The sequence below is a fragment of the Pedobacter lusitanus genome, assembly GCF_040026395.1.
GTDB lineage: Bacteria > Bacteroidota > Bacteroidia > Sphingobacteriales > Sphingobacteriaceae > Pedobacter > Pedobacter lusitanus.
Map to the genome: position 1 here is coordinate 1,233,621 of NZ_CP157278.1, position 23,975 is coordinate 1,257,595.

Consider the following 23,975-nt stretch of genomic DNA (forward strand, 5'->3'; position numbering starts at 1 on the left):
CATAGATTGTGTATTTTTTTCAAAAGTTAAGCATTACTTAACATTGCATTCTAAATAAGTATTATATATTTGTACAAATACTAAACATAGTATAGCCAAATTAAACTTCTGAATGTATGGAAATTATCTACTCATTAAAAAAGGTGGGCCAAATAACCATTTTGGTCTGGCTGCTGGGCCTGAGTGCCACTTATGCTCAAAGCACTGTCACGGGAACAGTCACAGATGAAAAAAACCAGGGTATGCCTGGTGTATCTGTCAAAGTAAAAGGCAGTAATATTGGTGGCACCACCAATACGACAGGAAAATTCAGTCTGACTATCTCACCTAACTCTACCCTGATTTTCAGTTACATTGGCTACCAGCCGCAAGAGATTAATGCTGGTACACAATCACAGGTCAATGTAAAACTCACCCCCGAACAGAATGCCCTTAACGAGGTTGTAGTAACTGCATTAGGTGTAAAAAAAGAGAAACGAAGTCTTGGTTATGCTGTGCAGGAAGTACAGGGTGAGTCTTTGCAAAAGGCTATTTCCCCGAATGTGGTAGAATCTTTAACGGGTAAAGTAGCAGGACTGACCATCCAGAACAGCAGCGACTTCTTCTCTGATCCCAAAATATTTCTAAGGGGTAAAAAGCCCTTAATTGTTATAAATGGTGTTCCTAATACCGATACTGACCTATGGAATATCAGTTCTGATGATATAGAAAATGTATCGGTTCTTAAAGGTGCAGCTGCATCTGCATTATATGGTTCTCTGGGACTTAACGGGGCAGTGCAGATTACTTTAAAAAATGGCAGCAAAGCTGCTATGGGAACCACCGTAGCTGTAAATTCTTCGACTACTTTCCAGGGAGGGTTTATCAGAATTCCGAGAGCTCAGACTCTGTATGGCCCGGGTGATGCCGGACAATATGCATTTGGTTCGGGAGGCCCCGGAGGCGGAGGTGTAAATGACTTTGATTATTCGGTATGGGGTCCCAAATTTGACGGACGACTGATTCCTCAATATGACTCTCCTATTGACCCGGTTACTGGTAAAAGAATTCCTACCCCATGGATTGCCAGAGGCAAAGACAATCTGGGCAATTTTATGCAAACCGGCTTGTTGACCTCTACAAATTTCTCTGTACAAAGCAAAGGAGAAAATGGAAGTATTACACTCTCTGACACTTACAAATATTCAAAAGCATCAGTACCAGGCGCCAAATTAAACATCAATACTTTCCGTCTGAGCGGCTATACGAATCTTTCAAAAAAGCTGACCGTTGAAGGATCATTGCAACATACTTATGAGTTTGCAAGTAACCTGCCCCGCAATGACTATGGTCCGCACTCTCCTATCTACAATTTAACGATTTGGGGAGGTGCCCATTTTGATATCAGGGATTTTAAAGATTACTGGGTTCCGGGTAAAGAAGGAATCAAGCAACGCTTTGTAGAAAACTGGCGATACAATAACCCGTACATGCTTGCTTATGAGTGGAGAAGACCTTATACTAAAAACGATATTCTGGGGTCACTGAAATTCAACTATAAAATCAATAATCAGCTGGATGTAGATATCAGAACTAATCTGAATACCTATACCTTAACCAAAGATGAAGAGATTGCGATGGACATTTATGACTATAGCATTGCCGATCGCGGTGGCAGATACAGACATAATGAATATACATTTCTCGAATCAAATACCGATTTCCTGCTAAAATACCGCAATACTTTCTTCAATAATGTATTCAGTGTAAATGCTACTTTAGGCGGAAACCAGCGCTATACAGCAAATACAGAGGCGCATGCAGCTACTACAAAACTAATCGTTCCGAACATCTTTAAACTGGAAAATTCGACTGATAAGATCACTCCTACCAGTTATAAGGACAGAAAAGGCATATATAGTGCTTATTCTTCCGTTGACATTGGTTATAAAAACAAGCTATTTCTTGGTCTGACAGGCAGAACAGACAAATCTTCCACTTTACCGGTAAATAATTCTGCTTTCTTTTATCCTTCTGCGTCATTGAGTGCTATAGTAAGCGATATATTTAAGTTGCCTACAGTTATCAGCTATCTGAAATTAAGAACGGCTTATGCAAAAGTTGGCGGTGATATGGATATCTATACTGCTGTAAACTCCTATTCAACTGGTGACCGATACAGAAACTCACCTACAGCTGCTTATCCCAATATTATTGACAATCCGAATCTGAAGCCGGAGTTTAACACTACTTATGAGGCAGGTATGGAAGCCAGATTCTTAAATGACAGACTGGGTTTCGATTTTACCTATTATACCAACAACTACGGTCCTCAGATATTTACCCAGCCTTTTTCTCAAACATCGGGTTATACAGGTATCAGACTGAATGGAAGAACAACGCAAAGAAGAGGTTATGACTTTTCTGTAAATGTTACCCCGGTAAAAACTGATAATTTCTCCTGGACTTCAATTATCAATATGGATTCCGGTAAAGATTACTTAAAGTCATTACCTCCGCTGGCTGACGGAACTCCACAACTGATGGAAGGAAAAATCCCGGTAGGCGGACGTCTGGATGAGTACTGGTATAACGATTGGGAAAAATCACCTGATGGCAAACTGATTATTGATGCAAACGGATTACCCAGAGTTACAGATTACACCGTAGATATGGGTAACCAAAAAACAAGTTTTACACTGAGCATGAACAATACTTTCAATTATAAAAATCTATCTCTTTCCTTTTTGGTCGACGGCAGATTTGGTGGTATTACTTATGATGGTTATGAGCGAAATCTTTGGCAATCAGGCTCTCACCCTGATGCAGTTGGCCCTGAAAGAGAATTATCAAATATCGCTTATGCTACCGGAGGTGACCCAAAGACGATGCTGATACCAGGACTTAAAATTGTAAGCGGGGCGGCAAAATATGACCCGAATGGCAATCTGCTTTCTGATACAAGAGTATTTGCTCCAAACGATTATAAAGTTGATTATCAGACCTGGGCAAAAGGATATAAAGCAGCATGGCAAAATCTCATTATTGACAAGACTTTTATCAAATTGAGAGAAGTTGTCCTCACTTATAATTTTCCGGCCTCTTTCCTGAAAAAAACTTTTATTAAAGGAGCTTCTATTTCTTTAGTAGGTCGAAATCTATATTACTGGACCAAAGACAAAACCTTTGGTGATCTGGATACATACAGTATGGAGACTGGAGATACTGGTCTTCAGCAGCCTTCACAAAGGACTTACGGTTTTAATATCAATCTTAAATTATAAAAGCTCAGACCATGAAAGCTATTAAAATAATACTTTGCTTACTTCTGGTAATTGTTACCACCAGTGGCTGTTTAAAATATGATGTACTGAGAGACAATCCCAATAACCCGATTTCAGTACCACCTGCTTTACTTTTTACCGCAGTCATTCCAAGACCCGTAAGTTCATTCACAGACTCTTATCAGGATCCTCAGTATCATACTTTTGCCAGTGCCGATTCCGGCCCGGTAAATTACAAATACGGAACCGGCTCTTTTTACTATGGCGACAAAATCAAAGACAATGATAAATCTACCACTTACAGTGCAATAAGTAGTGCGTTGCGCAATATTGACAAAATGGTTAAAGAGGCCGAATCTGCAAAAACACCCGTTTACCCCATACTCGCTAAATTTTTAAAAGCCTATTACTATATCACCATGACCAGACAGATGGGGGATATTCCACTCACAGAAGCATTAAAAGGAGCGGAAATCCCTAAACCCAGATATGATAGCCAAAAATCTGTATTTATCCAGTGTTTAAACTGGCTGGATGAAGCTAATACTGAACTTGGTGCATTCATTACCGCTAACCCGGGCGCATCTGTAGACGGAGATATTTACTATACAGGAGATCTGAGAAAATGGCAAAAAGCAATCAACGCCTATACCGTCAGAGTACTGATATTATTAAGTAAAAAAGAGAACGATGCAGATGTAAACGTAAAAAGCAGATTTCAGGCTATTATACAAAATCCTTCAAAATACCCATTATTCATCAGCCTGTCTGATAATATGCAGATTACACACAGAGACGAAGATGGTTTCAGAGGCACTTATAATCCGACAGCAGGAATTTTAAAAGAAGGAGTCATTTATGCCGACACTTATATTGATCTGCTTAAAAGTTATCAGGATCCCAGATTACCAATCATAGCTGATCCTACCCCTAAAGCACTGGCAGCCAACCCAACCAATGAGGCAGCAGTAAGAGCAGATTTCGCTTCATATGCAGGAGCAAGTGCTGCAGCTACAGCCATAGATAACAATCTGAAAAAGAATAATGGAGAATTTTCCAGACCTAATGAAAAAAGATTCTGGAATTTCACTGGCCAGCCATCTATATTACTGGGTTATTCAGAACAGGAATTAAATATTGCTGAAGCAGCCAACAGAGGCTGGATTGCTACCGATGCAAAAACGCATTATGACAATGGCGTTAAGGCTTCCATGGATTTTTATAATGCACCTGTCGGAGATTACCTGACCAGTAAAGCACCATATATCAGTGGCCCTGCTGGTTTAAAAAGAATCCTGGAACAGCAATATCTTTCATTTGCCGAAAACTCGGGATGGGAAGCCTGGTTTCTGAACCGCCGTACAGGAGTTCCGGAGTACAAATTTTCAAACGTCAACAACATCACTAAATTTCCGGTAAGATGGGCGTATCCAACAGCCGAAAACACTGACAATACAGCCAATTACAGAGCTGCTTTAACTGCTCAGTTTGGAAGTGAGATTGACGACAGAGACCAGCTCATGTGGCTGCTGAAATAATTCTTCTGAAGACTACTGTTTTGTTTAGTTTAGTTGTGGTTAGGGGCCGTGTGGTTACGGCCCCTTTCATCAAACACCTGTGGGTATAGATGCTGGCAGACACCTTTAATCGTATAAAATGAACCGACTAAGATATTTACTGACCCACTCCAAAGTGTTTTTTATCATTTGGTGTATGCTGGCTGCTTTTGGCACCTATTTTTGTATGTATGCGTTTAGAAAGCCCTTTACAAGCGGCACCTATACCGGCATGTCTCTCTGGGACCTGGATTACAAAGCAGTGCTGATTATTGCACAGGTATTTGGCTATATGCTTTCCAAATTCATGGGCATTAAAGTCATTTCGGAACTTAAGGCTTCGGGCAGGAAAAAGCTCATTATCTGCTTAATTCTTTTTGCTGAAATTTCCTTATTATTTTTTGGGATGGTACCCTACCCCTATAATTTTGTCTTTCTGTTTCTGAATGGTTTACCGCTGGGGATGATCTGGGGAATTATTTTCAGCTATCTTGAAGGAAGACGATTTACCGAAATGCTGGCTATGGGCATGAGCATCAGCCTGATCGTATCATCAGGAATCATCAAAACCATTTACTTTATCATCCATGAATGGCTACCTTTTATTCCTGAATTCTGGATGCCATTCGCAATGGGCTTACTGTTTTTGCCGCCCTTTCTGATGTTTGTATGGATGCTTTCTATGATCCCGGAACCTGATGAGACTGACAAACTGCTTAGAGTTGAACGTCTGCCTATGACCTCAGCTGATAAAAAATATGCATTAAAAGAATATGGATTAGCGATTATCAGCATCGGGCTGATTTACACCATGCTGACTACCATGCGCGATTTCAGAGATAACTTTTCTGTAGAAATCTGGAATGAAATAGCACCTAACTGGGATAAAACTGTATTTTCCCTGACAGAAGCAATTACAGGAATTATTGTTCTGATTACGATAGGCTGCCTGTCACTGATCAGAAATAATATCAAAGGTTTCTGGATGACACAATACCTGGTTGCTTTGGGCCTGCTGATCAGCGGAGGCAGTACATTACTATTCCACTTTCAGTTAGTCAGTCCCTTTTTGTGGATGCTTTTAGTAGGAATGGGTTTATTTCTGGCCTATACGCCAATTCAGGTCGTGCTGTTTGAAAGAATGATTGCACTGTTTAAGATCAGGGCTAATGCCGGCTTCTTTGTCTATATGTGTGACTCAGCCGGGTATCTTGGCAGTGTAGGATTATTGCTCTATAAAGAATTCTTCATGAAGGATAAGAGCTGGGCAAAAGTGCTGATGCAATTCAGCTATTTTCTGACTGTAATCTGCCTGCTGCTCCTCTTATTTTCTGTGCTCTTTTTTAACCGGAAAATTGGCTTTAAAAGATCAGAACTCAAGAGGTAAATTACTTTCACCTCAATCAGTGGTTTGTAGAGAGGATAATATCCTCTTCTATTTTTTTATTTCTCCACGCACCTTTATTTTTAGAAGCACATAAGACAGCAAAGCATAAAAACAAAGCTGAATACATAGTATTGTAGTATAGTCACCGATATCACCCAATGTACCGTTTTGCAGTAACAATATTCTATACCCGTTAACAAAGGGCATCATCGGGAAAACATAGGCAAATAATCTTGCTGCCCATCCGGTCTGATCAAATGGCCAGCTATAACCCGATACGATATAAACTGTCATCGACAAAACCATTAAGAATTGTACTGCTCTTAACTGGGTTTTAAAAATGATACTCGCTACCATTCCCATAAAGGTGGCTGCAGCTATAAAAAGACAGAAAATAACGGCTGCATCTCCAATATGCTGAGGAAAGGGCTCTTTGAAAATCACATAAAAACAAGCCAGAATACCTGCCAGAACAAGAGAGATCATCCAGTAAGGAACAACTTTGATGGCCATCATCATAGCTACAGATTTACTTTGATTGCATAACTGACCAAAAGTACCTGCCTCAAATTCTGAAGTAAAACTCAAAGCCATAACCACAATGGTCACTGTCTGCAAAATAATAGCCAGATAAGATGGCCAGGAATATATCATGTAGTTTGAGGCCGGATTATACAAGCGAAAAATATTGGAATGAAATGCTTCATACTGATCTGCTGCTACTGTTCCGGGTAGTCCCTGTTTCTGCATTGCCCCTATTTTAATTCCTGCATTTAACGTCCCTGCTGCAGTCAGTAATGCCCGGGATACATAACTCGAGGTCATCAGGTTTGCATTGTTCACATATGCGTTGATTTCAGGATGTCTGTTTTGTAAAATGTCTGCTTCAAATCCATCGGGTATAATCACTGCGCCCATCGCTTTATCATTCATGAGTACTGTACGCATCTCTACATTTTCATGCTTAACTGCAACAACCTTCAAGACATCCATATCATTCAGCATATCAATAAATCTGGTACTTAAGGCAGAATTATCCTTGTCTACAACCTTAACCGGTAAATCTGTGAACTTACCTTTCTGATACATTGCCCCGAATATAATGCCATACAGAATCGGGCCGCCAATAAACAGCATCACCATAACCGGATTGTTCTTAAACAACCTGAATTCCCGGCCGGTCAATGATAAAAATGTCTTCAGTCTGCTCATAATTATTCTCCGGAATTTAATCTTTTGGAACCCGAAGGCTTTTCCTGATTTTCAACTTCAATAGTACAAAACTTAACAAAAAATATACAGCGATCAGTATAAGCTGATGCTGAATAAAAGGTATCACATCACTAAAATTTGCGCCTTCCAGTAACAGGGCTCTTAAGCTTTTTAAGTACGGTGTTAAAGGAATAATTTTACCAAATCCTTCCAGGATAGCTGGTGCCTGATCGGCCGGCCAGGTAAAACCAGAAACCGTAAATGCCGGTGAGGCAATACATAAAAGCAGTTCAGTAGCTTTCAGCTGAGATGGAAAAATAATGCTGTACAGTCCACCCAGCAGACAAGTACTGATGACCATTAAAAGCTGTGATAAAAATAAAACCTCAGGATGAACCGAATGTGGTAATTTAAAATGTAAACTAAACAAATAGAAAACTGCCAGTGTAATCATCGACAAGAGCAGATACGGAAATATTTTAACCATGATGAGCTGAAAGGCCGAAGTTGTCCGCCCCAAAAGACCTGCCTGGTTAAATGTGTTATTTTCTATTTCCTGCGAAAAACTAACCGCCATTGCCAGTAAAAGCAATTGATGCAAAATAGAAAAAATAAGAGCCGGCCATAAAAACACGAGATAACTTTGCCCGGGATTATACAGCTGGAAAAGATTGAGCTGAAAGGGCTGAATCCGCTGCGTGGCAACAGCTGCAGGTAACCCTGCTTTTTTCATCGCTTCTATCCCTATCCCCGCATTCAGCGTACCATTGCATTGTGTTATTGCAGTTCCGACTGCGCCCGCAGCAACTGTATTACTCATGTTCAGATAAGTATTTACTTCTGGTCTGCGTTTGTTAAAAATATCAGATTCAAAACGTTCGGGTATGACTACTATTGCAATTGCCCGGGTATCCAGCATAGTCTGATCCAGATTTACGGTTTCATGTTTTACAGCGATTACATGTAAAGTTGGATGTTCAGCAAACATCTCTGTCAGCTTATTACTCATAGGCGTATTGTCCTTGTCTACCACGACAATTTTCAGGTGCTTTACCGCACCATCCATATAGACGTTACCCAGTAAAAAGGCAAGAATAACGGGCATGATTAGAAATGCAACCACAAATACCTTGTTGCTCCAGAAAAGGCCAAACTCCCGTTTAACTAAAAAGACGAAATTATTTATCCGTTGCTGCATCTGGCTGATTTAACTTATTTCGATTTCACAGCAGATCCGGGTAATAAGACAGCTGCATTAAAAAGCAATTCTTCTGCCTTTTTAATATCCTCCGGAATTATTTTTATTTCATAAACAGCTTCATCCATTTTATATTCAGGGTAAGCTGTAGTGATATCAGCGTATTTAGGCATTTGTTTAATGGTCACTACTTTTCCATTGAAACTCTCTTTGTTGTAAGGAACGTTAACTGTCACTGCACTGCCCTTTTGTACTGTTGAAATCTGACTTTCCGGAACAGTAAAACGGAACCAGGTACTTCTGGGTATATAACCGCTAAAAATGGCATAACCCGGAGTAGCCAGCTCCCCCTCATGCAAGGTAATGGTCTCTACTGCCATATCATTGGTCGCAATAATATATCTTTCAGAATACGCAACTTCAGCCTCCTGCAATACCCCTTCTGCCTGCTGCTGTTGTCCTTTTGCAGCATCCTTAGTTTCATAACGAGGTCCTTTTTTTGCTTCATTCAGTTCTGCAGCAGTTGCGTCAAGCTGCGCTTTTGCTCCCTGATATTTTGCAAATGCTTCATCATAGGCCTGAGGTGCCATCATACTGTCAGCATACATTGCACTTGCTCTTTTAAAAGACTTCTGTGCAAAAGCAAACTGCTCTGAACTGGCTTTATATTTAGCCTGTATCTGTTTAAGCTGATTTTGTGTGGCGCCATTATCTGCCATAGTATGCTGCGCAGAAGCCGCTTTGACTACGCCGCTTGCCTGAGCAATTTTAGCTGTAACCTCTGGCAGGTTCAACATAGCCAGGGTATCACCACGATGTACCAGATCACCTTCTTTCACGTAAATCTTTAAAATCCGCCCTGCCACTTTCGTCGTAAAAGCAATTGTTTCTCTCTTTATTTTTCCTTCGAATGCGTGATCCAGTTTCTTCTGATTACAGGAAGTAAGTCCAAAGAAAATCATAGCCAGCGGCAATAAGATTTTGATATCGTTCATCTTGATAAAATATTTAATTCTATTATTTGAATTTGTCTATAGTAAGGTTACCGCCGGCTTTGTACACTTCAACGGCAGCGCGTCTTTGATTAAATACGGTTTCCAGATATCCTAATTCTGCTTTTTCACTGTCGGTGATTGCAGCAATCAGGTCAGCGGGTTTGATCAGTCCGGTTCTGAATTCTTTGGAGGCAATATGAAGTGCATCAAGCGAGACCTCTTTTTCCTTACCTTTTGCAGTAATCTGAGCATTGGCAATACTATAATCGGTATTCGCTTTGATCAGCCCCAGAGATAAAAGTTCCTTCGCTTCTTCTTTTTTATTTCTTACCTGCTGTAATTCAATCTTTATCTTCTTAATCTCGTGTTTACTTTCAAATCCGTCAAAGATGTCCCACTTTACACCTACTCCTACAATAAATGCCGGGAACATTTGCAGCTTATTCATCTGCAGTTTAACATCACCAGTATTGGGGCCCAGTGTACCTGCTTTATTCTGAAAAACCAGATTGGACAGATTCATATAGGATACCGAACCAAAGGCTGCTGCAGTAGGTATCAAATGATTTCTTTTGGCTTTTAACTGATAATTATAGGCCTTATCTGTAGCATCAAGCGCTGCGAATTCAGGACGGTTACTTACATCCTGACCAGGAACTACATTTAAATATGGAATAAGGTTATTGTCAATTAAACGGAGTGTATCCATACCGATACCAGTCAGCTGTTCCAGGCGTTTAAGAACCAGATTCCGTTTGCCATCGTATTCTGCCAGTTTAGCCTGTAACTGAGCACGGGCTACTTCAATCTTTTTATGTTCATATTTTGTAATCAGGCCATAGGAAAGTGCTTTATCAGCAATTTTTGACTGGGCGTCCAGCTGTTTATCACTCTGATCGAGTACTACTTTACTTTGTTTGAGCAGAGCCAGCATATCATAAGTTTCACTTACTTTACTGATAATATCCTGACGGTCATTCTCCAGGATTACAGTCTGCGCCTTTATTTTTTCGGTTAATGCTTTTTTATAATTACCGATTTTCAGACCGTCAAAAAGCAGGGCTTTTGCGCTTACATTAGCCAGCCAGGTATTATTATGCATGTTAAAACTTCCATCCAGTGCCGGAATAGGAATATTTAAAATCGGAAACGTTGAGGACGGTAAACTGGCATTAATGCTGCTATTTAAATAAGCATAACTGGCTAAACTGCTTACCCTTGGCAAATAAGCATCTGACAGGGATTGTCTTGAGTTTTTACTTTGTTCCACATCAAGCTGCTTATTGGCCAGCCCCATATCTTTGCTGACCGCACGCTGCATCAACGCAGGTAAATCGGGTATTTGCTGAGCCTGGACCGATGTTAGGGAGATCAACAGGGAACCAGTAAATAATAATAGCTTTTGGCAGTAGTTTTTCATAGGGTATTTTTAGCTGATGCCTGAACTGAAATTACGGCATACCTCCTCCGATCCGGAGCTGGATCTATCGCAATCATTCTAATTTACATTTTTATTTACCCAATTCTATGGGTTTGAGCTTTTAGTCTAAAAACTATCGTTCAAAGTTTTTTCGATTTTGGGTAACAGATTAAAAGCGTCCTGGGCAACCTGAGGTACAGGTCTGGCCAGTTTACGCAGTTTTGTATCGATCCAGGAACCTTCTACGGTAAGAATAGCTCTCACCTTGTCTTTATCATCTGTAAATTCCTGTAAAATAGACCATTTTGATCCGTCAGCACTCATTTTCTCAACTTTTATATTGATATAGATGATATCTTCAGATTTGATTTCCCTGATGAAAGTACATGATTCTTTGAAAATTACAGGGCCAAAATGCTGTTCCTGCATGACAGTCATCGTCAGGCCCAGTTCACCTAAAATCTCTAACCTGGCCTGTGCAGCCAGATCATAAAAACTGCTGTGTCTGAGGTGAAAATTTGGATCTAAATCCGCCCAGCGTAACGCTAATCTTTTTTGGAAATGTACCATGATCTATTCATTATTGATTGGGTCAAAGGTAGAAAAACAGCCGTTTTTTATATACTGACCTATGTTAGGAAATTGATTTACGCAATCTGCTCAGACTTTCGGGATGTATACCAAGATACCGGGCTATCCGGTGAACGGGGATTTCTTTGATAACTTCCGGTCTGTATTTAATCAGCTCCAGATACCGCTGCTCTGCATTTTTAGTCAGTGTATCTTTCTCTTTTCTAACCCTTTTCATATAAAGACTTTCTGTCGCCATTCTTCCAAACTGATTGGATAGCAGGCTTGTTTTGTAGGCTTCTTTTAACTGAATATAAGGCACAACTTCAACAATACAATCGGTTAAACAATACAGGTATACATCAGATACTTCCTGTGATAAAACAGAAGTATAAGAGGAAACCAGGTCATTGGAAAAGCAAAAATCAATGATTTTATTCCCGGCTGCTGTTTCCATACCAATCTCTATAATACCTTCCTGAAGGAAATAAATATTTCTTTCCATCTGGCCTATACTGGTAATGACTGATTTTTTAGCATACTCCAGAGTGACAGTCGGAAAGGGTAAAGTTTCAGTGGTATTTAATATGCCGGCTATGTATTCATTCAGGATCATATCTAAGGATTGCTTTTACGGTTATAATTATACGATGTTTTCAAAAATAGCCTTTTTTGATTAAGGTGCTCAAATTACAGGTCATGTGCTCCTTTCCGGCTTTAAATTATTATCTTATAAGTTTCAGCTTTAAATACACAAAAAAAGCACATATATTTGGACTCAAATTTTACAATTATATTTTTATGGCAAAGGCATCCGAAATCAAAGTAGGAAATATTTTACGTTTCAACGGCGAACTGGTAACAGTTACAGAAATCCTGCATCGTACACCAGGTAAAGGTGGAGCTTTCTATTTGGGAAAGTTTCGTAATATTAAAACCGGAAAAATTGTAGAGGCACGTTTAGCAACTGATGAGCAGGTTGAAATCTGTCGCGTAGAGACTAATGATTTCCAGTATTTATATGAAGAAGGTGACTACTTTGTAGTAATGGATAATGTTTCTTTTGAGCAGTTCAATGTTGCTAAAACATTATTCGGCCCTGCTGCGAAATTTATAAAAGAAGGTATGGATGTAATTGTTTCTTTTGAAAGTGAAGAACCAATCATGGCTCAGGCTCCTAACTTCGTAGAATTAGAAATTACTTATGCGGAACCGGCTGTTAAAGGTGATACTTCTTCTGGTGCATTAAAATATGCGACAACAGAAATCGGTGTGGAGATTAAAGTACCTTTATTTGTGAACGTAGGTGATAAAATAAAATTAGATACCCGTACTGGTGAGTATGTTGAGCGTGTGAAATAACTGACAGCTTATCTTTTTAATCATAAAAAAACACCCGGTCTTTTAAAGAACCGGGTGTTTTTTTGAATCCTGTGTTCAATTGCTTTATATTTTCTCCAGCTGCTGTTCCTTACCATCAACAAAAACACGCGTAGCTGAAACTTTCATCGGGTTGAAATCAAACTCAATCATAGTCCCGTTATTAGGATTACCATACAGATCAAAAATCAGCTCTCCCAAAAGCTTTCCGTCTGGTCCGTAATACTTCGCCTTGCCTTCACTCAGATAACTCTCCTGTCTGATTCCTTTTGGATCGCCATCATAAATAATTTGTTTAACCCGCTCATCATGATCAAAGAATGTCATCAGGTCGTATAAGGAAAGACTACCATTGATGTCTGTTCCTTTGTATGTATAAAGTACTGCACTTTCTTCTTCACCATTTTTCACCGTGGCATCTTGTCTGAGTCTTCCATCTTCAAAATAGGTTTTAACTGAACCATCCAGTACTCCGTTCCTGAATTCTGATGTTCCGCTGATTTTGCCGTTCTCTGCAAAATATTTAACCTCCCCGTCAAATTTCTCTTCTGTTTTGGATAGAGAAAATCCTTCGAACTGAAGTTTACCTGATTTATAATAATCTTTAAACAAATATTTACCATTTACAGCTTTAGGTTCTGGTCTGTAATAAACCATATCTTCCTGAATAACTGGTTTCCAGTTTTCATCAAAATATTGTGTCTTGACCTGGGCAAAGGCATTGGTTAATGCAAAAAACAAAACCAGCAGTAGTGTGTACTTTTTCATAAAATTGTTTTTAATCGACAACACAAATTTATGAAAATAATATAATGGATATAAAAAATGATTCTACCGATAGTTTATTTACAGCATATAAATAATTGCCTGTTCATAGATTTCAGGCTACCAAAGGCTTAGAAAAAAACAGCTCAGTCTTTATAGTGATTTTCACTAACTTGCCGGTACGAGCGCCTTAAATAAGAGCAGACAACAAATGAAAATAGAAGTACATCATTCGGGAAACATCCATATTGCCGAAGTAATTGCAGATGAGATATTAATTAAAACACCAGAAGACGGGCTTCAGGTATTGGTTGATCTCTATTATCAGGATTTTGACAAAATCATCGTTCACGAAAAAAATATCACCCCTGATTTCTTTGAGCTGAAAAACGGTATTGCCGGAGAAATCCTTCAAAAGTTTTCAAATTACAGAGTAAGGCTGGTAATTATTGGCGAATTTTCAAAGTATCCTGGTAAGAGTATCAGAGATTTTATTTACGAAAGCAATCAGGGAAAACAAATCAATTTCCTGAATTCTTTGCAAGAGGCAATTGACCAGTTATCAAGCCGATAAATCCATATTAACGTTCCCGCAGTATTTTTAAAATCCGATCTGCGACAGGCCACATTTGCAGGGCACGCCCCTGATTGGTCAAAATGATTATTGTATGGTGCCTGTTGATATCCCTGTAGATGAAAGTCTGATAACCATTAAGCTCTCCGGTGTGATATACGGCATGATCAGCCTGATTCTCTTTGATATTCCATCCGAAACCGTAATCAGAATAATTACCATTTTTCAACTTTGCTTTTTGATATGCCTCGCTGAGTTTAGATTGGTTAATTAAAACACCTGAATAAAGAGCCTGATCCCATTTGAAAAGATCATGAGTGGTTGAAAAAATCCCTCCGTCACCACTGGTAAGAATAGCGTAGTCATCGATCTTTTTATTGGCATCAAAACCTAATGCCCTGTTTCTGATTACTATTTTTTGCTGATCAAAAACTAATGTATGCTGCATTTCAAGAGGCTCAAATATCATTTGCTTCATAAATTGACTAAAGCTTTTATGACTTAATTTTTCTATAATCATAGCTAATAAAACATAGCCGGTATTACTGTACAGATATTTTGATCCGGGAGAGAAATTAAGTTTTCGCTGTTTACCAAGCCAGGAAAATACCTGAACATTGGAAAGACCGGGTTTGACCAGGTTAGCTGATTCAAAATAATCTGGTAGACCGGAAGTATGATTCAGCAGATTACGAATACTGATCTGATGAGTAAAAGCCGGAAGCTCCGGAAAATATTTTCCTAATGTATCCTGATAAGCAAGTTTTCCCTCTTGTTCGAGCAACATAATACCCATCGCAGTAAATTGTTTAGACAAAGAAGCCAGATAAAATACAGCGCTGGTATCTAAATGTCTTTTTTTTATAAAATCGGCAGAACCCATAGCGGTATCATATACGATTCTCCCCCGTTCTGCAACCAGTATCGCACCATTAAAAGCTCCCTTGTCATAGAAATTTTTAATCGTCCGGTCTATCTGTTCATGCTTACTCCTGTTCGTACAGGATACATACCATAATATAGTCGCTAAAAAGCAAAATGACATGATCTTTTTTCTCATAGCGGGAAGATTTAGATACCTTGTTATTAAGAGCTCAAATCAGTATTAATTGTTACAGCCATCCTATGCTATTTAATTTAGAAAACAAGAGACTTTTTCTTGCTATTGAATACACCACAATTAAGATTGGTTCTAATTTATTTTAATGCAATCTTATTTAGATTGGGAAAAATCCTGTAGTTTTAGACAGAAAATTAAATCAAAAAACCAGTGCAATACTGGCATTCATAAAATATCAGATGTTAACAGTAGAAAAAATTGGCGGCACTTCCATGAGTGCCTTGCAGGATGTCATTAAAAATATTATTCTGTTTGAACGTACAGGAGATCAGTTATACAATAGAATATTTGTCGTTTCGGCTTTTTCGGGCGTTACAGATCTTCTGCTTGAAAATAAGAAAACAGGTGCACCCGGTGTATATCATCGCATTGCCAAGCACCAGAACTTTCATCGTCCTTTAAAGGATTTGATTGTTAAACTTAAAACTATTAATAAGAAATATGCGGATCTGGGTTTAGACCTGGCTGTTGCGGATCAGTTTATTGAAAACCATGTCAATCAGGCGCAGAAATACCTGGAAAATCTGGCCAATATACTGGCTTCGGGTTATGTAAGCAAGGAAGGTATCCTGCAGGCTGCCCGTGAAATACTTGCGTCTATTGGTGAAACTCATTCTGCATTTAACTTCACCAATATTCTGCAGAATATGAACATCAATACCGCCCTGATTGATCTGAGTGGCTTTGACGATAGTCGTGCGCTTACTATAGATCAGCGTATTAAATATGCATTTAAACAAGTAGATCTTAAACAGACAATTTGTATTGTAACAGGTTACGCCAAAGGTACTGAAGGAATTATGCGGGAATTTGACAGAGGTTACTCGGAAGTTACTTTCAGTAAAATCGCCGAATACCTAAAACCTGCAGAAGCAATTATCCATAAAGAATATCATTTATCAACTGCTGATCCTGGTGTAGTGGGTCTGGAAAACTGTACCCCGGTAGGATTTACCAATTATGATATTGCGGATCAGCTGGCAGATGTAGGCATGGAGGCTATCCATCCAAAAGCATCCAAGCCTCTGGAAGTAAGTGGTATTAATCTGCGTATTAAAAACACATTTGAACCCTCACATCCGGGTACATTGATTACCCGTGAATTTGTCTGTGAACATAAGCGTGTAGAAGTAATTACCGGAACTGATAAACTCATGATGATTGACGTTTACGATCCTTCAATGGTTGGCAATGTTGGTAGCGATCTGCAGATTATGCAGGCATTTTATGACCATAAGGTTAGTTATACATTTAAATCGACCAGTGCAAACAGTATCTCCATAGTGATATGGGCACGTGACTTTAGTAAAAAACTAATCAGCCAGTTAGAAGACGATTTTGAAAAGGTTACGATAGAAAATGTGGCTATGGTTTGTCTGCTGGGCACCAATATGGATGAGCCCGGATTACTCGCTAAAAGTGCTTCTGCACTGACTGAAAATAATATAAATATTAAAAGTGCCGGTTTTGCGTTAAGAAAAGTAAACATTCAGTTTCTGATTGCTCCTGAGCATTTCAAAACTGCTGTGATAGCACTGAATAAAGCGTTGAAGTAATCCATTTTTTATAAAAAACCATTAAGTGAATCGTCTGAAAATCTCAACTTCCGGAATGCTGCAAATAGTAATTTGTCAGCTTATACTATTGTCTTTTTCGTGTAAGCAGGCAAAGCAATCTGAATCTGACGGATCTGATCAGCAGCAGGAAAATCAGGTTCATCCTGATACTGTTATTCAGCAAATGTCACTGGATTACAAATTGACATATCTGTATAAACTACCGGCTAACGCTGATAGTACAGTTGTATTCTCCAGAGCAGGACAAGGTGACGTTACTATTCAGAAACGGTATTGTGATGAGCTGGATGAACCAACCCGTGCAATTTTGTTCTATTATGCTTCAAAATTCAGCACCGGATTTGATACTGCCGGACATCCCCTGCTGATCAAAGCATTGAATTCTGATACGAAAAATTATAATGGTGATGAGCTGATTCAAAAATGGTTTCAGGGACCTGATCAAATCAAATTAAAGAACGCGAATATAAGTGCTGTTTTACCTGACGGTGCTTCAAATTCAACCTGGTTCACATTTATTGCTGTTAAAAAGGAAAAAGATATACGTAAAGTATATTTCAGAACGCTGGATACCGGAGATGAAGAAAAATATAAAGCTGCTACAGATGTGTTTAAAATCACAGGTAATCATATAGAGGTCCTGGATATTCATGAATTCGGAGAATAACCAAAGCCATGTTCTAAAGGGAGAATTCTATCACCTTTAAAACATGGTTTTTTAAGCTGAACATTAACCCGATTCAGGCATCAGTTCTTACCGAACTGAAAACCTGTAAATAGAACTCGTTTTATAAGTCTGACCCGGCTTAAGTATGGTGGATGGAAAAGACGCCTGATTCGGAGAATCCGGAAAATGCTGAGTTTCCAGTGCTATTGCAGTTCTGAAATCATCTCTGGCACCACTTTTAAATATATTTTTACCCTGCATAAAATTACCACTGTAAAACTGCAGACCAGGTTCCATAGTATAGACATCCATTACGATACCTGATTTATCGCCCTGCACAGTAGCCGCATGAAACAGACCTGTTTCTTTTGCCCTGCTCAGAACATAGTTATGATCATAGCCTTTACCATAACTTAACTGTTCATTTTTATCATTAATTCTGGCTCCTATAGTTGTTGGTTTAGAAAAATCGAATGGTGTTCCTGCTACCTTTTCAATCTTACCGGTTGGGATTAATGTAGAATCTACCGGAGTATAACTATCTGCATAGATTTGCAGCAGATGCCCCAGAATGTTTCCGCTTCCTTCTCCGTTCAGATTAAAGAATGCATGATTGGTTAAGTTCACAACAGTTGGCTTATCTGTTGTTGCAACATAATCCATTTTCAATTCATTCTCGTCTGTTAATATATAGGTTACTTTAACCACTAAATTTCCCGGAAAGCCCTCCTCCATATCTTTCGATAAATATTGCAGTTCCAGCGTATGACTATCAGGTTGTTTTGCGTCCCAAACCACATATTGATAGCCATTTTTACCTCCATGTAAAGTATTCCGGCCATTATTGGTAAATAAAGTATATTGTTTGCCATCAAGACTAAACTTCCCTCCGGCAATGCGGTTCCCATAACGCCCTATTGTTGCTCCAAAATAAGGTTCTGTAGATTTTTCATAAGCATTAACACTATTGAAACCAACCACTACGTCAGTTAATTTACCGGAATTATCCGGAATCAGCAGACTAACCAATCTTCCTCCATAATTAGTAAATACGGCTTCAGCATGTTTGGAATTTTTCAAAACATAAAGCCCCGTTTCCCTACCATCTGTAGTTCTTTTAAAAGAATCTGCCGAAAGTTTTACTGTTTGCAGGCTGTCTGAGACAGTTCCCTGTTTGGTCGCTGAATTACAGGAAGTAAGAATTACCGCCGAAATGGCTAAACCTGTGAGATATTTGATTTTCATAATCTTTATTAATGATGTAACTTATAGTCCAGAAGTTTAATTGCATATCCTCCCACCACACTTCTTGCCTGAAAGCCAACCTGTTTAGCATCTGTTGTTTCATGCCAGTCACTTAGCGGAACTCTGGAAGGTGTTTCTGTAGCATACTTATAAACCGGGTTTATAAACTTTTCAAAGTCTGCACGGTTATCTGTGAGTGCTGCTGTCCACATAATCCAATCTGACTTCGTATAACTGCGACGGCTATCCAGCGGCAGACCAAAAGTATTTTGCCTGGTTAAATAATACCTGATTTCCTTTTTGAATACTTCCTTTGGAAAAATGTTCATATCCAACACTTTATCCCAAACCAGATTATATTTCTGGCTCCAGGTATTTTTCTGATCAAAAGTTAAGGCATAATGGTCTCCATCATTGGCCATTTCCACCCATTTCAAAGCCATTTGTTTAGCCATCGTTTTATATTTCAAGGCCTCAGTTTTCATTCCCAGTTTATCGGCAAGCATTCCATACCCACCCAAAGCAACAATTGCTTTAACTGATAAGTTTGCATTACGGGCCAGATGTCCGGCAAAATCATCTGTACAAAGTTGATTTGCAGGATCAAATCCTTCCTTACTCAGGTAATCTGCCCAGACAGAAAGTGTTTTCCAGTGTTTTTCAGCATAATCCGCATTACCTTCCACCTTTGCAATTGCAGCGGTAAGAATAATCATATTACCAGCTTCTTCCACTGGCATATCTTCTCCATAAGTCTGCCCGTTTGCCAGCGGATAAGTTCCCAGATCATGGGCTGGAAATGGTTTTTTCCATTTGCCACTTTCACTATAATAGAAGATACCGTTCAACATGCCTTTTAACAAATCAGTATTATAGACAAGAAACAGCGGTGCGGACGGATAAGTTATATCAACTGTATTAATTGAACCATTACTAAAATTTTCTTTAGACATAAACAGGATTTCCCCTTGTGGACTCTCTACCAGTTTATGTGCAGCAATAGCCTGACGATAAGATAGGTCTGAAAGCTCAGCATATTTTACTCCTCCTGCTTTTACATTATCAGTATGAAACTTCTTGTCAAAATCATTACATTTTTTCAGTATAGCAGCATATTCCGTATCTGCCAGCTCTAACTGCTTTTCTATCGTCTGGTCATTTCTCCTATTCCACCAGGGTCTGAGATTCTGCCCGAAATATTGCACAGCGTACTTATCATCATACCCTATTAAGATATGTTTTTCAACTGGTAATGCTCCGATCTGATTAAAAGGCAGCCATGTTGAAAGCACTAATTTTTTTCCATCCGCACTGGTCTTTCCATTTACTTTTCCTGTAACAAATGAAGAAATAGTTTCATCAGGAGTACCAATAAATTGCTTTGCCCAGGTATCTCCGGCCGCAGCAACATACAAATAACCCCAATCTATACGCACATCATCGCCCCGTTTTTTTAACACAGCCTGTTCTTTTGTACCTGCCTTTAAAACAGATAATTGCCCCGTTTTATAAGACTTAGCAGTAACTTCCTGAAATTCTGTATTCACAGCTAAATCTGTACTTGCGCCAAAATAAACTTCTGCATTATGTTTTTTTCCATCTTTAGACTTCACTTTGAAAGACACATAAGAAACCGGACGTGATAAAAGGTTCAAATCACTCATGAGTAAAGGTGAAGTGAAATCCACATCCAGATTCACATGACCGCAATCAAAACTATAAGAAGTCTGCGTAGCACTTATTCCTGTTTTTATCTGTTTTGCCAGCAAGACATCTGATGAAGCCAAAGCAGGTTTATCGGATACGAGGCCTACATCCAGCCATTGACCACCAACATTATTTTTAACATGAACAGCCAGTAGATTTTGTCCATTTTTCAAAAGCCTGGTATCTGCAGGTACATAGATAAATTTACCATTGAAACATTCACAGTTAAAAATCTTAATTCCGTTTAAATAGACCTCTACGTCATCATCGTTCATTAATTTAAGTTTTAACCCTTTAAAATCTGTCTGGTCCAGGTTGAATGTCCGGCGCATCCACAAATCTTTAGTTCTCCATTGCGTGGTTGCCGCACCATCCCCAAAAGGAGCTGAGCCCGTTTTCCAGCCGTTGTGTATAAAACCCGGTTGATTCCAGCCTTTTTCAGGTTCTGATTCCACATATTCAGCGGTATAGGCTTTTTCATCTGAAGCAGGAAGAACAGTCTGGAAGCTTTCCTCTTGCCCGCCCAGAAAGCGGTAAACCCGACCATCTACTTTTAACAAACCTGTCAGAGACTGATTTGCTCCGGTCCAGTGCCTGGTAGCTGAGGTATTTAATTGATCTGTAAATGACCAGACGCTGAAATATGGATCATGTGTAAGCAGCGGATATGCCGGAGCGATACGCTGCTGAGCCGAAGACCTGAGCAGCAAAACCACTAAAGCCAGAGAGATAAATAATCGTTTCATACTATATATTTGCTATTACTATTCATTAAGGGGCAGGTATTAGATAAAGTCTATCGTTAACACGCTTTAGCTCATTTACTGGCATTTTAATCACCTTTCTATCATAGGTCATAAAGCCATTTATTTCTCCTTCTACGTCTGTCGTCTGTGTATATACTGCGGCTGACAGCCCCAGTGGTATTAGTTCCTCTATCCTTTTGGCAAAAGTTGCATACTTATTAAACAGGTCACCGGCATTTTTAAAAGACTGATACCCCCAGTTATTTTTTTGTTGCCAGGTATGCCCTTCTACCGGTAAAGCCAGGCCTCCAAACTCACCCAGAACAACAATCTGTTTCCTCCCAAACAAATCCGGTCGTGGCATAGCCGGATGCGGGTAATTGTGCAGATCCACAATATGGCCAGTGGTATAAAAATTACCTCCACTTGCGCTGTTTACTAATCTGGAAGGATCCTTTTTCATCGTCCACTCTGTAATTTCAACAGTTTTAAACTGTCCCCAGGCTTCATTAAACGGCACCCAAACTACAATCGATGGGAAATTATACAAGCTGGTCATAATTGCATCCCATTCTTTGCGGTAATAACCTTCAGATTCAGCAGTCCTGTTTTTATCTGTCGCACGATCCAGTACTCCGGGATTGTTTTCCCATCCATTCCCGAGATCGCCGCTTGGCATATCCTGCCATAACAAGATACCAACTCTGTCGCAATAGTTGTAATACCTTGCAGGCTCCACTTTGATATGCTTACGAATCATGTTGAACCCCATTTTTTTAAGTTCATCGATATCATAGATCATAGCTTCTTCGGTAGGCGCGGTATATAAGCCATCGGGCCACCAGCCCTGATCAAGAGGACCATACTGAAATACGAAATGGTTATTCAACAGCATTCGCTGAATACCGCTGGCATCCTGGCCCATAGAAATTTTACGCATGGCGAAATAACTTTTTATTTCATCCACAGGCTTTCCATTTCTTAGCAGTGCGATTTTCAGATCATATAGAAATGGTTTTTCCGGAGACCATAATTTTTCATTTTTAACCGGAATCACGGCTGTAGAATTAACAGCAATCTTTTCTTCTGCAATGATATCCGTACCATCCAGCACAGTGATTTTCAGCTGATCTCCCGGCCGATGGTTTTGAACCACAGCGCTTACTGAAATATGGTGTGCATCAATATCAGGCGTCTGTCTGGTAGACAGAATATAAGATTTTGGTACAGCTTCCAGCCAGACAGTCTGCCAGATACCTGTTACTGGTGTATACCAGATACTTTCAGGCTTTTTCACCTGTTTACCTCTTGGTTGTGGTCCCTGATCAGTCGGGTCCCATACCCGTACTTTAATTTCCTGCTTATTTCCCTTTTTGAGTAAGGAAGTAATGTTAAATGTGAAAGGATCAAAGCCACCTTCATGTTTACCTGCACTTTTACCATTGACAAAAACTTCCGTTTGCCAGTCTACTGCTCCAAAATGCAGCAGCAATTCTTTATTACTGGCTGACGCAGGTAGTGTTATGGTATTTTTATACCATAACACGCTGTCTTTACCAACTGTTTTCCCAACTCCCGACAAGGCGGACTCTGCGGCAAAAGGAACCAGTATTTTGCCCTGGTAGTCAGCCGGATGCTGCTGATCCTTCGGTATAATGGCATACTCCCATAATCCGTTCAGGTTTTTCCAGTTATTCTCACGTACGAGTTGTGGCCTCGGATATTCCGGCAAAGGTGCTGAAGGATTTACCTTTTCTGCCCATGGAGAAACAATCCTGTCCTTAATCAAAGTCCATTTTGTCTGCTGGGCAATTGCAGAATAACCCAATAAAAAGAGCATTGTTCCTGTTAGAATTTTTTTCATCATTGTATTATTTTGTTTTATAACTGGATTTTTTGAAGAGGTGAAAAGACCATATCCTCTACCCCTTCTATTTTGACGCCTATACGGGCGAAAACGTAATTTTGTGCCGGTACAATGGCCGGTACATTCACTTTAAGACTTAAGCTGGCAGGATCGGCCATAGATCCTCCCGGTAGCACTGCACTGATAATATTGTCCGCGCCTGAAACAAACTGAGTTTTATTCACATATAAGTTAATACGCTCAATATTTTTAGCTTCATTGCCAGTAATAATCTGATCTACCCGAAAAGTAGCCGTCAATTCTTTTCCAGCTACCTTATAAACTGTATTTCTGATCAGATAATAAGGAATTGCCTGCAGGTCAAGTGTCTGGTTTCCATTAACGGCAACGGATAAAGTGTCATTTACTCCTGCTGTATTCTGATGCCATTTAAAAGGTCCCTGTCCATTAGGAATAATCAGTTTATAATTACCATCAAATAAAAGCGTTGAATAACTTCCATCCTGAGCAAAACTTGCGGCAATTGCTCCTTTCTTTCCAAAACCAGGCTGGTATATTTCCAGCGGAACACGGTCATATTCCAGGCCAATCTCTTCATTGTTATAAAGAATCCTGCCTTTTAAAGTAGATGACGGTGCATCATAATTATCCTTCTTACAGGACAACAGACTAAATGGGAGGAAACAGAAAAGTATATATTTAGGTTTTAACTTCATCATTGCTGTA

Annotated in this window: 19 protein-coding genes; 7 read left to right on the forward strand and 12 right to left on the reverse strand. The window is 39.4% G+C overall.

Annotated features, from left to right (window positions below; genetic code table 11):
• Window positions 1-116: 116 nt before the first annotated feature.
• The 3 genes from PL_RS05300 to PL_RS05310 all read left to right on the forward strand — a co-directional run bounded on the left by PL_RS05300 (window position 117) and on the right by PL_RS05310 (window position 6,206).
• Window positions 117-3,263, forward strand: a complete 3,147-nt coding sequence (locus tag PL_RS05300) for a SusC/RagA family TonB-linked outer membrane protein (RefSeq protein ID WP_052496147.1) — start codon at window positions 117-119, stop codon at window positions 3,261-3,263.
• A gap of 11 nt (window positions 3,264-3,274) precedes the next feature.
• A complete protein-coding gene (locus PL_RS05305) occupies window positions 3,275-4,801 on the forward strand; it encodes a SusD/RagB family nutrient-binding outer membrane lipoprotein (protein WP_041880116.1) in 1,527 nt (508 codons plus the stop codon).
• 118 nt (window positions 4,802-4,919) lie between these two features.
• Complete coding sequence (locus PL_RS05310) at window positions 4,920-6,206, forward strand: DUF5690 family protein (RefSeq protein ID WP_052496146.1); 1,287 nt, start codon at window positions 4,920-4,922, stop codon at window positions 6,204-6,206.
• A 48-nt stretch (window positions 6,207-6,254) separates the two neighbouring features.
• On the opposite strand, the gene PL_RS05315 is transcribed toward PL_RS05310, so the two are convergent.
• The 6 genes from PL_RS05315 to PL_RS05340 form a co-directional block, all read right to left on the reverse strand.
• A complete protein-coding gene (locus PL_RS05315) occupies window positions 6,255-7,418 on the reverse strand; it encodes an ABC transporter permease (RefSeq protein WP_052496145.1) in 1,164 nt (387 codons plus the stop codon).
• A gap of 16 nt (window positions 7,419-7,434) precedes the next feature.
• Window positions 7,435-8,616, reverse strand: coding sequence for an ABC transporter permease (locus tag PL_RS05320; protein WP_041880110.1), 1,182 nt, complete (start codon window positions 8,614-8,616; stop codon window positions 7,435-7,437).
• Between the two features lie 14 nt (window positions 8,617-8,630).
• Window positions 8,631-9,611, reverse strand: coding sequence for an HlyD family secretion protein (locus tag PL_RS05325; protein WP_041880108.1), 981 nt, complete (start codon window positions 9,609-9,611; stop codon window positions 8,631-8,633).
• Window positions 9,612-9,633: 22 nt separating this feature from the next.
• Entirely contained in the window at window positions 9,634-11,031 is a 1,398-nt protein-coding gene (locus tag PL_RS05330; protein ID WP_041880104.1) for a TolC family protein, read from the reverse strand.
• Between the two features lie 126 nt (window positions 11,032-11,157).
• On the reverse strand, window positions 11,158-11,601 hold the full coding sequence (locus tag PL_RS05335) for an acyl-CoA thioesterase (RefSeq protein ID WP_041880100.1): 444 nt from the start codon (window positions 11,599-11,601) through the stop codon (window positions 11,158-11,160).
• A 64-nt stretch (window positions 11,602-11,665) separates the two neighbouring features.
• Window positions 11,666-12,217, reverse strand: coding sequence for a Crp/Fnr family transcriptional regulator (locus tag PL_RS05340; protein WP_041880097.1), 552 nt, complete (start codon window positions 12,215-12,217; stop codon window positions 11,666-11,668).
• 185 nt (window positions 12,218-12,402) lie between these two features.
• Between PL_RS05340 and efp the strand changes: the two genes are divergently transcribed.
• A complete protein-coding gene (gene efp / locus PL_RS05345; RefSeq protein ID WP_041880189.1) occupies window positions 12,403-12,963 on the forward strand; it encodes an elongation factor P in 561 nt (186 codons plus the stop codon).
• A gap of 84 nt (window positions 12,964-13,047) precedes the next feature.
• On the opposite strand, the gene PL_RS05350 is transcribed toward efp, so the two are convergent.
• Window positions 13,048-13,749 carry a toxin-antitoxin system YwqK family antitoxin gene (locus tag PL_RS05350; RefSeq protein WP_041880094.1) on the reverse strand — a complete coding sequence of 234 codons (702 nt, stop codon included), beginning with the start codon at window positions 13,747-13,749 and terminating at the stop codon, window positions 13,048-13,050.
• Between the two features lie 208 nt (window positions 13,750-13,957).
• On the opposite strand from PL_RS05350, the gene PL_RS05355 reads away from it, so the two are divergent.
• Window positions 13,958-14,320: a DUF4180 domain-containing protein gene (locus tag PL_RS05355; protein ID WP_041880091.1), complete on the forward strand. Its 363-nt coding sequence runs from the start codon at window positions 13,958-13,960 to the stop codon at window positions 14,318-14,320.
• Window positions 14,321-14,327: 7 nt separating this feature from the next.
• Here the strand turns inward: PL_RS05355 and PL_RS05360 are convergent, their stop codons facing one another.
• On the reverse strand, window positions 14,328-15,380 hold the full coding sequence (locus PL_RS05360) for a serine hydrolase domain-containing protein (RefSeq protein ID WP_052496142.1): 1,053 nt from the start codon (window positions 15,378-15,380) through the stop codon (window positions 14,328-14,330).
• Between the two features lie 239 nt (window positions 15,381-15,619).
• Between PL_RS05360 and PL_RS05365 the strand changes: the two genes are divergently transcribed.
• On the forward strand, window positions 15,620-16,996 hold the full coding sequence (locus tag PL_RS05365) for an aspartate kinase (protein ID WP_041880089.1): 1,377 nt from the start codon (window positions 15,620-15,622) through the stop codon (window positions 16,994-16,996).
• A 25-nt stretch (window positions 16,997-17,021) separates the two neighbouring features.
• Complete coding sequence (locus PL_RS05370) at window positions 17,022-17,684, forward strand: hypothetical protein (RefSeq protein ID WP_152620274.1); 663 nt, start codon at window positions 17,022-17,024, stop codon at window positions 17,682-17,684.
• 87 nt (window positions 17,685-17,771) lie between these two features.
• Here the strand turns inward: PL_RS05370 and PL_RS05375 are convergent, their stop codons facing one another.
• The 4 genes from PL_RS05375 to PL_RS05390 are packed head-to-tail and all read right to left on the reverse strand — an operon-like array spanning window position 17,772 to window position 23,968.
• Window positions 17,772-18,929, reverse strand: a complete 1,158-nt coding sequence (locus tag PL_RS05375) for an aldose epimerase family protein (RefSeq protein WP_041880084.1) — start codon at window positions 18,927-18,929, stop codon at window positions 17,772-17,774.
• An 8-nt stretch (window positions 18,930-18,937) separates the two neighbouring features.
• Complete coding sequence (locus PL_RS05380) at window positions 18,938-21,382, reverse strand: glutaminase family protein (protein WP_041880081.1); 2,445 nt, start codon at window positions 21,380-21,382, stop codon at window positions 18,938-18,940.
• Window positions 21,383-21,407: 25 nt separating this feature from the next.
• The gene (locus PL_RS05385) at window positions 21,408-23,249 is read right to left on the reverse strand and encodes a glycoside hydrolase family 2 protein (RefSeq protein WP_348621162.1); all 1,842 of its coding nucleotides are present in this window, start codon (window positions 23,247-23,249) and stop codon (window positions 21,408-21,410) included.
• A gap of 14 nt (window positions 23,250-23,263) precedes the next feature.
• Window positions 23,264-23,968, reverse strand: coding sequence for a DUF3823 domain-containing protein (locus PL_RS05390; protein WP_235324473.1), 705 nt, complete (start codon window positions 23,966-23,968; stop codon window positions 23,264-23,266).
• Between the last annotated feature and the right edge of the window lie 7 nt (window positions 23,969-23,975).

Coding starts and splice junctions, on each gene's coding strand:
- PL_RS05375 (WP_041880084.1), bottom strand. CDS start 18,929: ATGAAAATCAAATATCTCACAGGTTTAGCCATTTCGGCGGTAATTCTT.
- PL_RS05390 (WP_235324473.1), bottom strand. CDS start 23,968: ATGATGAAGTTAAAACCTAAATATATACTTTTCTGTTTCCTCCCATTT.
- PL_RS05315 (WP_052496145.1), bottom strand. CDS start 7,418: ATGAGCAGACTGAAGACATTTTTATCATTGACCGGCCGGGAATTCAGG.
- PL_RS05365 (WP_041880089.1), top strand. CDS start 15,620: ATGTTAACAGTAGAAAAAATTGGCGGCACTTCCATGAGTGCCTTGCAG.
- PL_RS05330 (WP_041880104.1), bottom strand. CDS start 11,031: ATGAAAAACTACTGCCAAAAGCTATTATTATTTACTGGTTCCCTGTTG.
- PL_RS05355 (WP_041880091.1), top strand. CDS start 13,958: ATGAAAATAGAAGTACATCATTCGGGAAACATCCATATTGCCGAAGTA.
- PL_RS05385 (WP_348621162.1), bottom strand. CDS start 23,249: ATGATGAAAAAAATTCTAACAGGAACAATGCTCTTTTTATTGGGTTAT.
- PL_RS05340 (WP_041880097.1), bottom strand. CDS start 12,217: ATGATCCTGAATGAATACATAGCCGGCATATTAAATACCACTGAAACT.
- PL_RS05335 (WP_041880100.1), bottom strand. CDS start 11,601: ATGGTACATTTCCAAAAAAGATTAGCGTTACGCTGGGCGGATTTAGAT.
- PL_RS05325 (WP_041880108.1), bottom strand. CDS start 9,611: ATGAACGATATCAAAATCTTATTGCCGCTGGCTATGATTTTCTTTGGA.
- PL_RS05305 (WP_041880116.1), top strand. CDS start 3,275: ATGAAAGCTATTAAAATAATACTTTGCTTACTTCTGGTAATTGTTACC.
- PL_RS05300 (WP_052496147.1), top strand. CDS start 117: ATGGAAATTATCTACTCATTAAAAAAGGTGGGCCAAATAACCATTTTG.
- PL_RS05380 (WP_041880081.1), bottom strand. CDS start 21,382: ATGAAACGATTATTTATCTCTCTGGCTTTAGTGGTTTTGCTGCTCAGG.
- efp (WP_041880189.1), top strand. CDS start 12,403: ATGGCAAAGGCATCCGAAATCAAAGTAGGAAATATTTTACGTTTCAAC.
- PL_RS05360 (WP_052496142.1), bottom strand. CDS start 15,380: ATGAGAAAAAAGATCATGTCATTTTGCTTTTTAGCGACTATATTATGG.
- PL_RS05350 (WP_041880094.1), bottom strand. CDS start 13,749: ATGAAAAAGTACACACTACTGCTGGTTTTGTTTTTTGCATTAACCAAT.
- PL_RS05310 (WP_052496146.1), top strand. CDS start 4,920: ATGAACCGACTAAGATATTTACTGACCCACTCCAAAGTGTTTTTTATC.
- PL_RS05320 (WP_041880110.1), bottom strand. CDS start 8,616: ATGCAGCAACGGATAAATAATTTCGTCTTTTTAGTTAAACGGGAGTTT.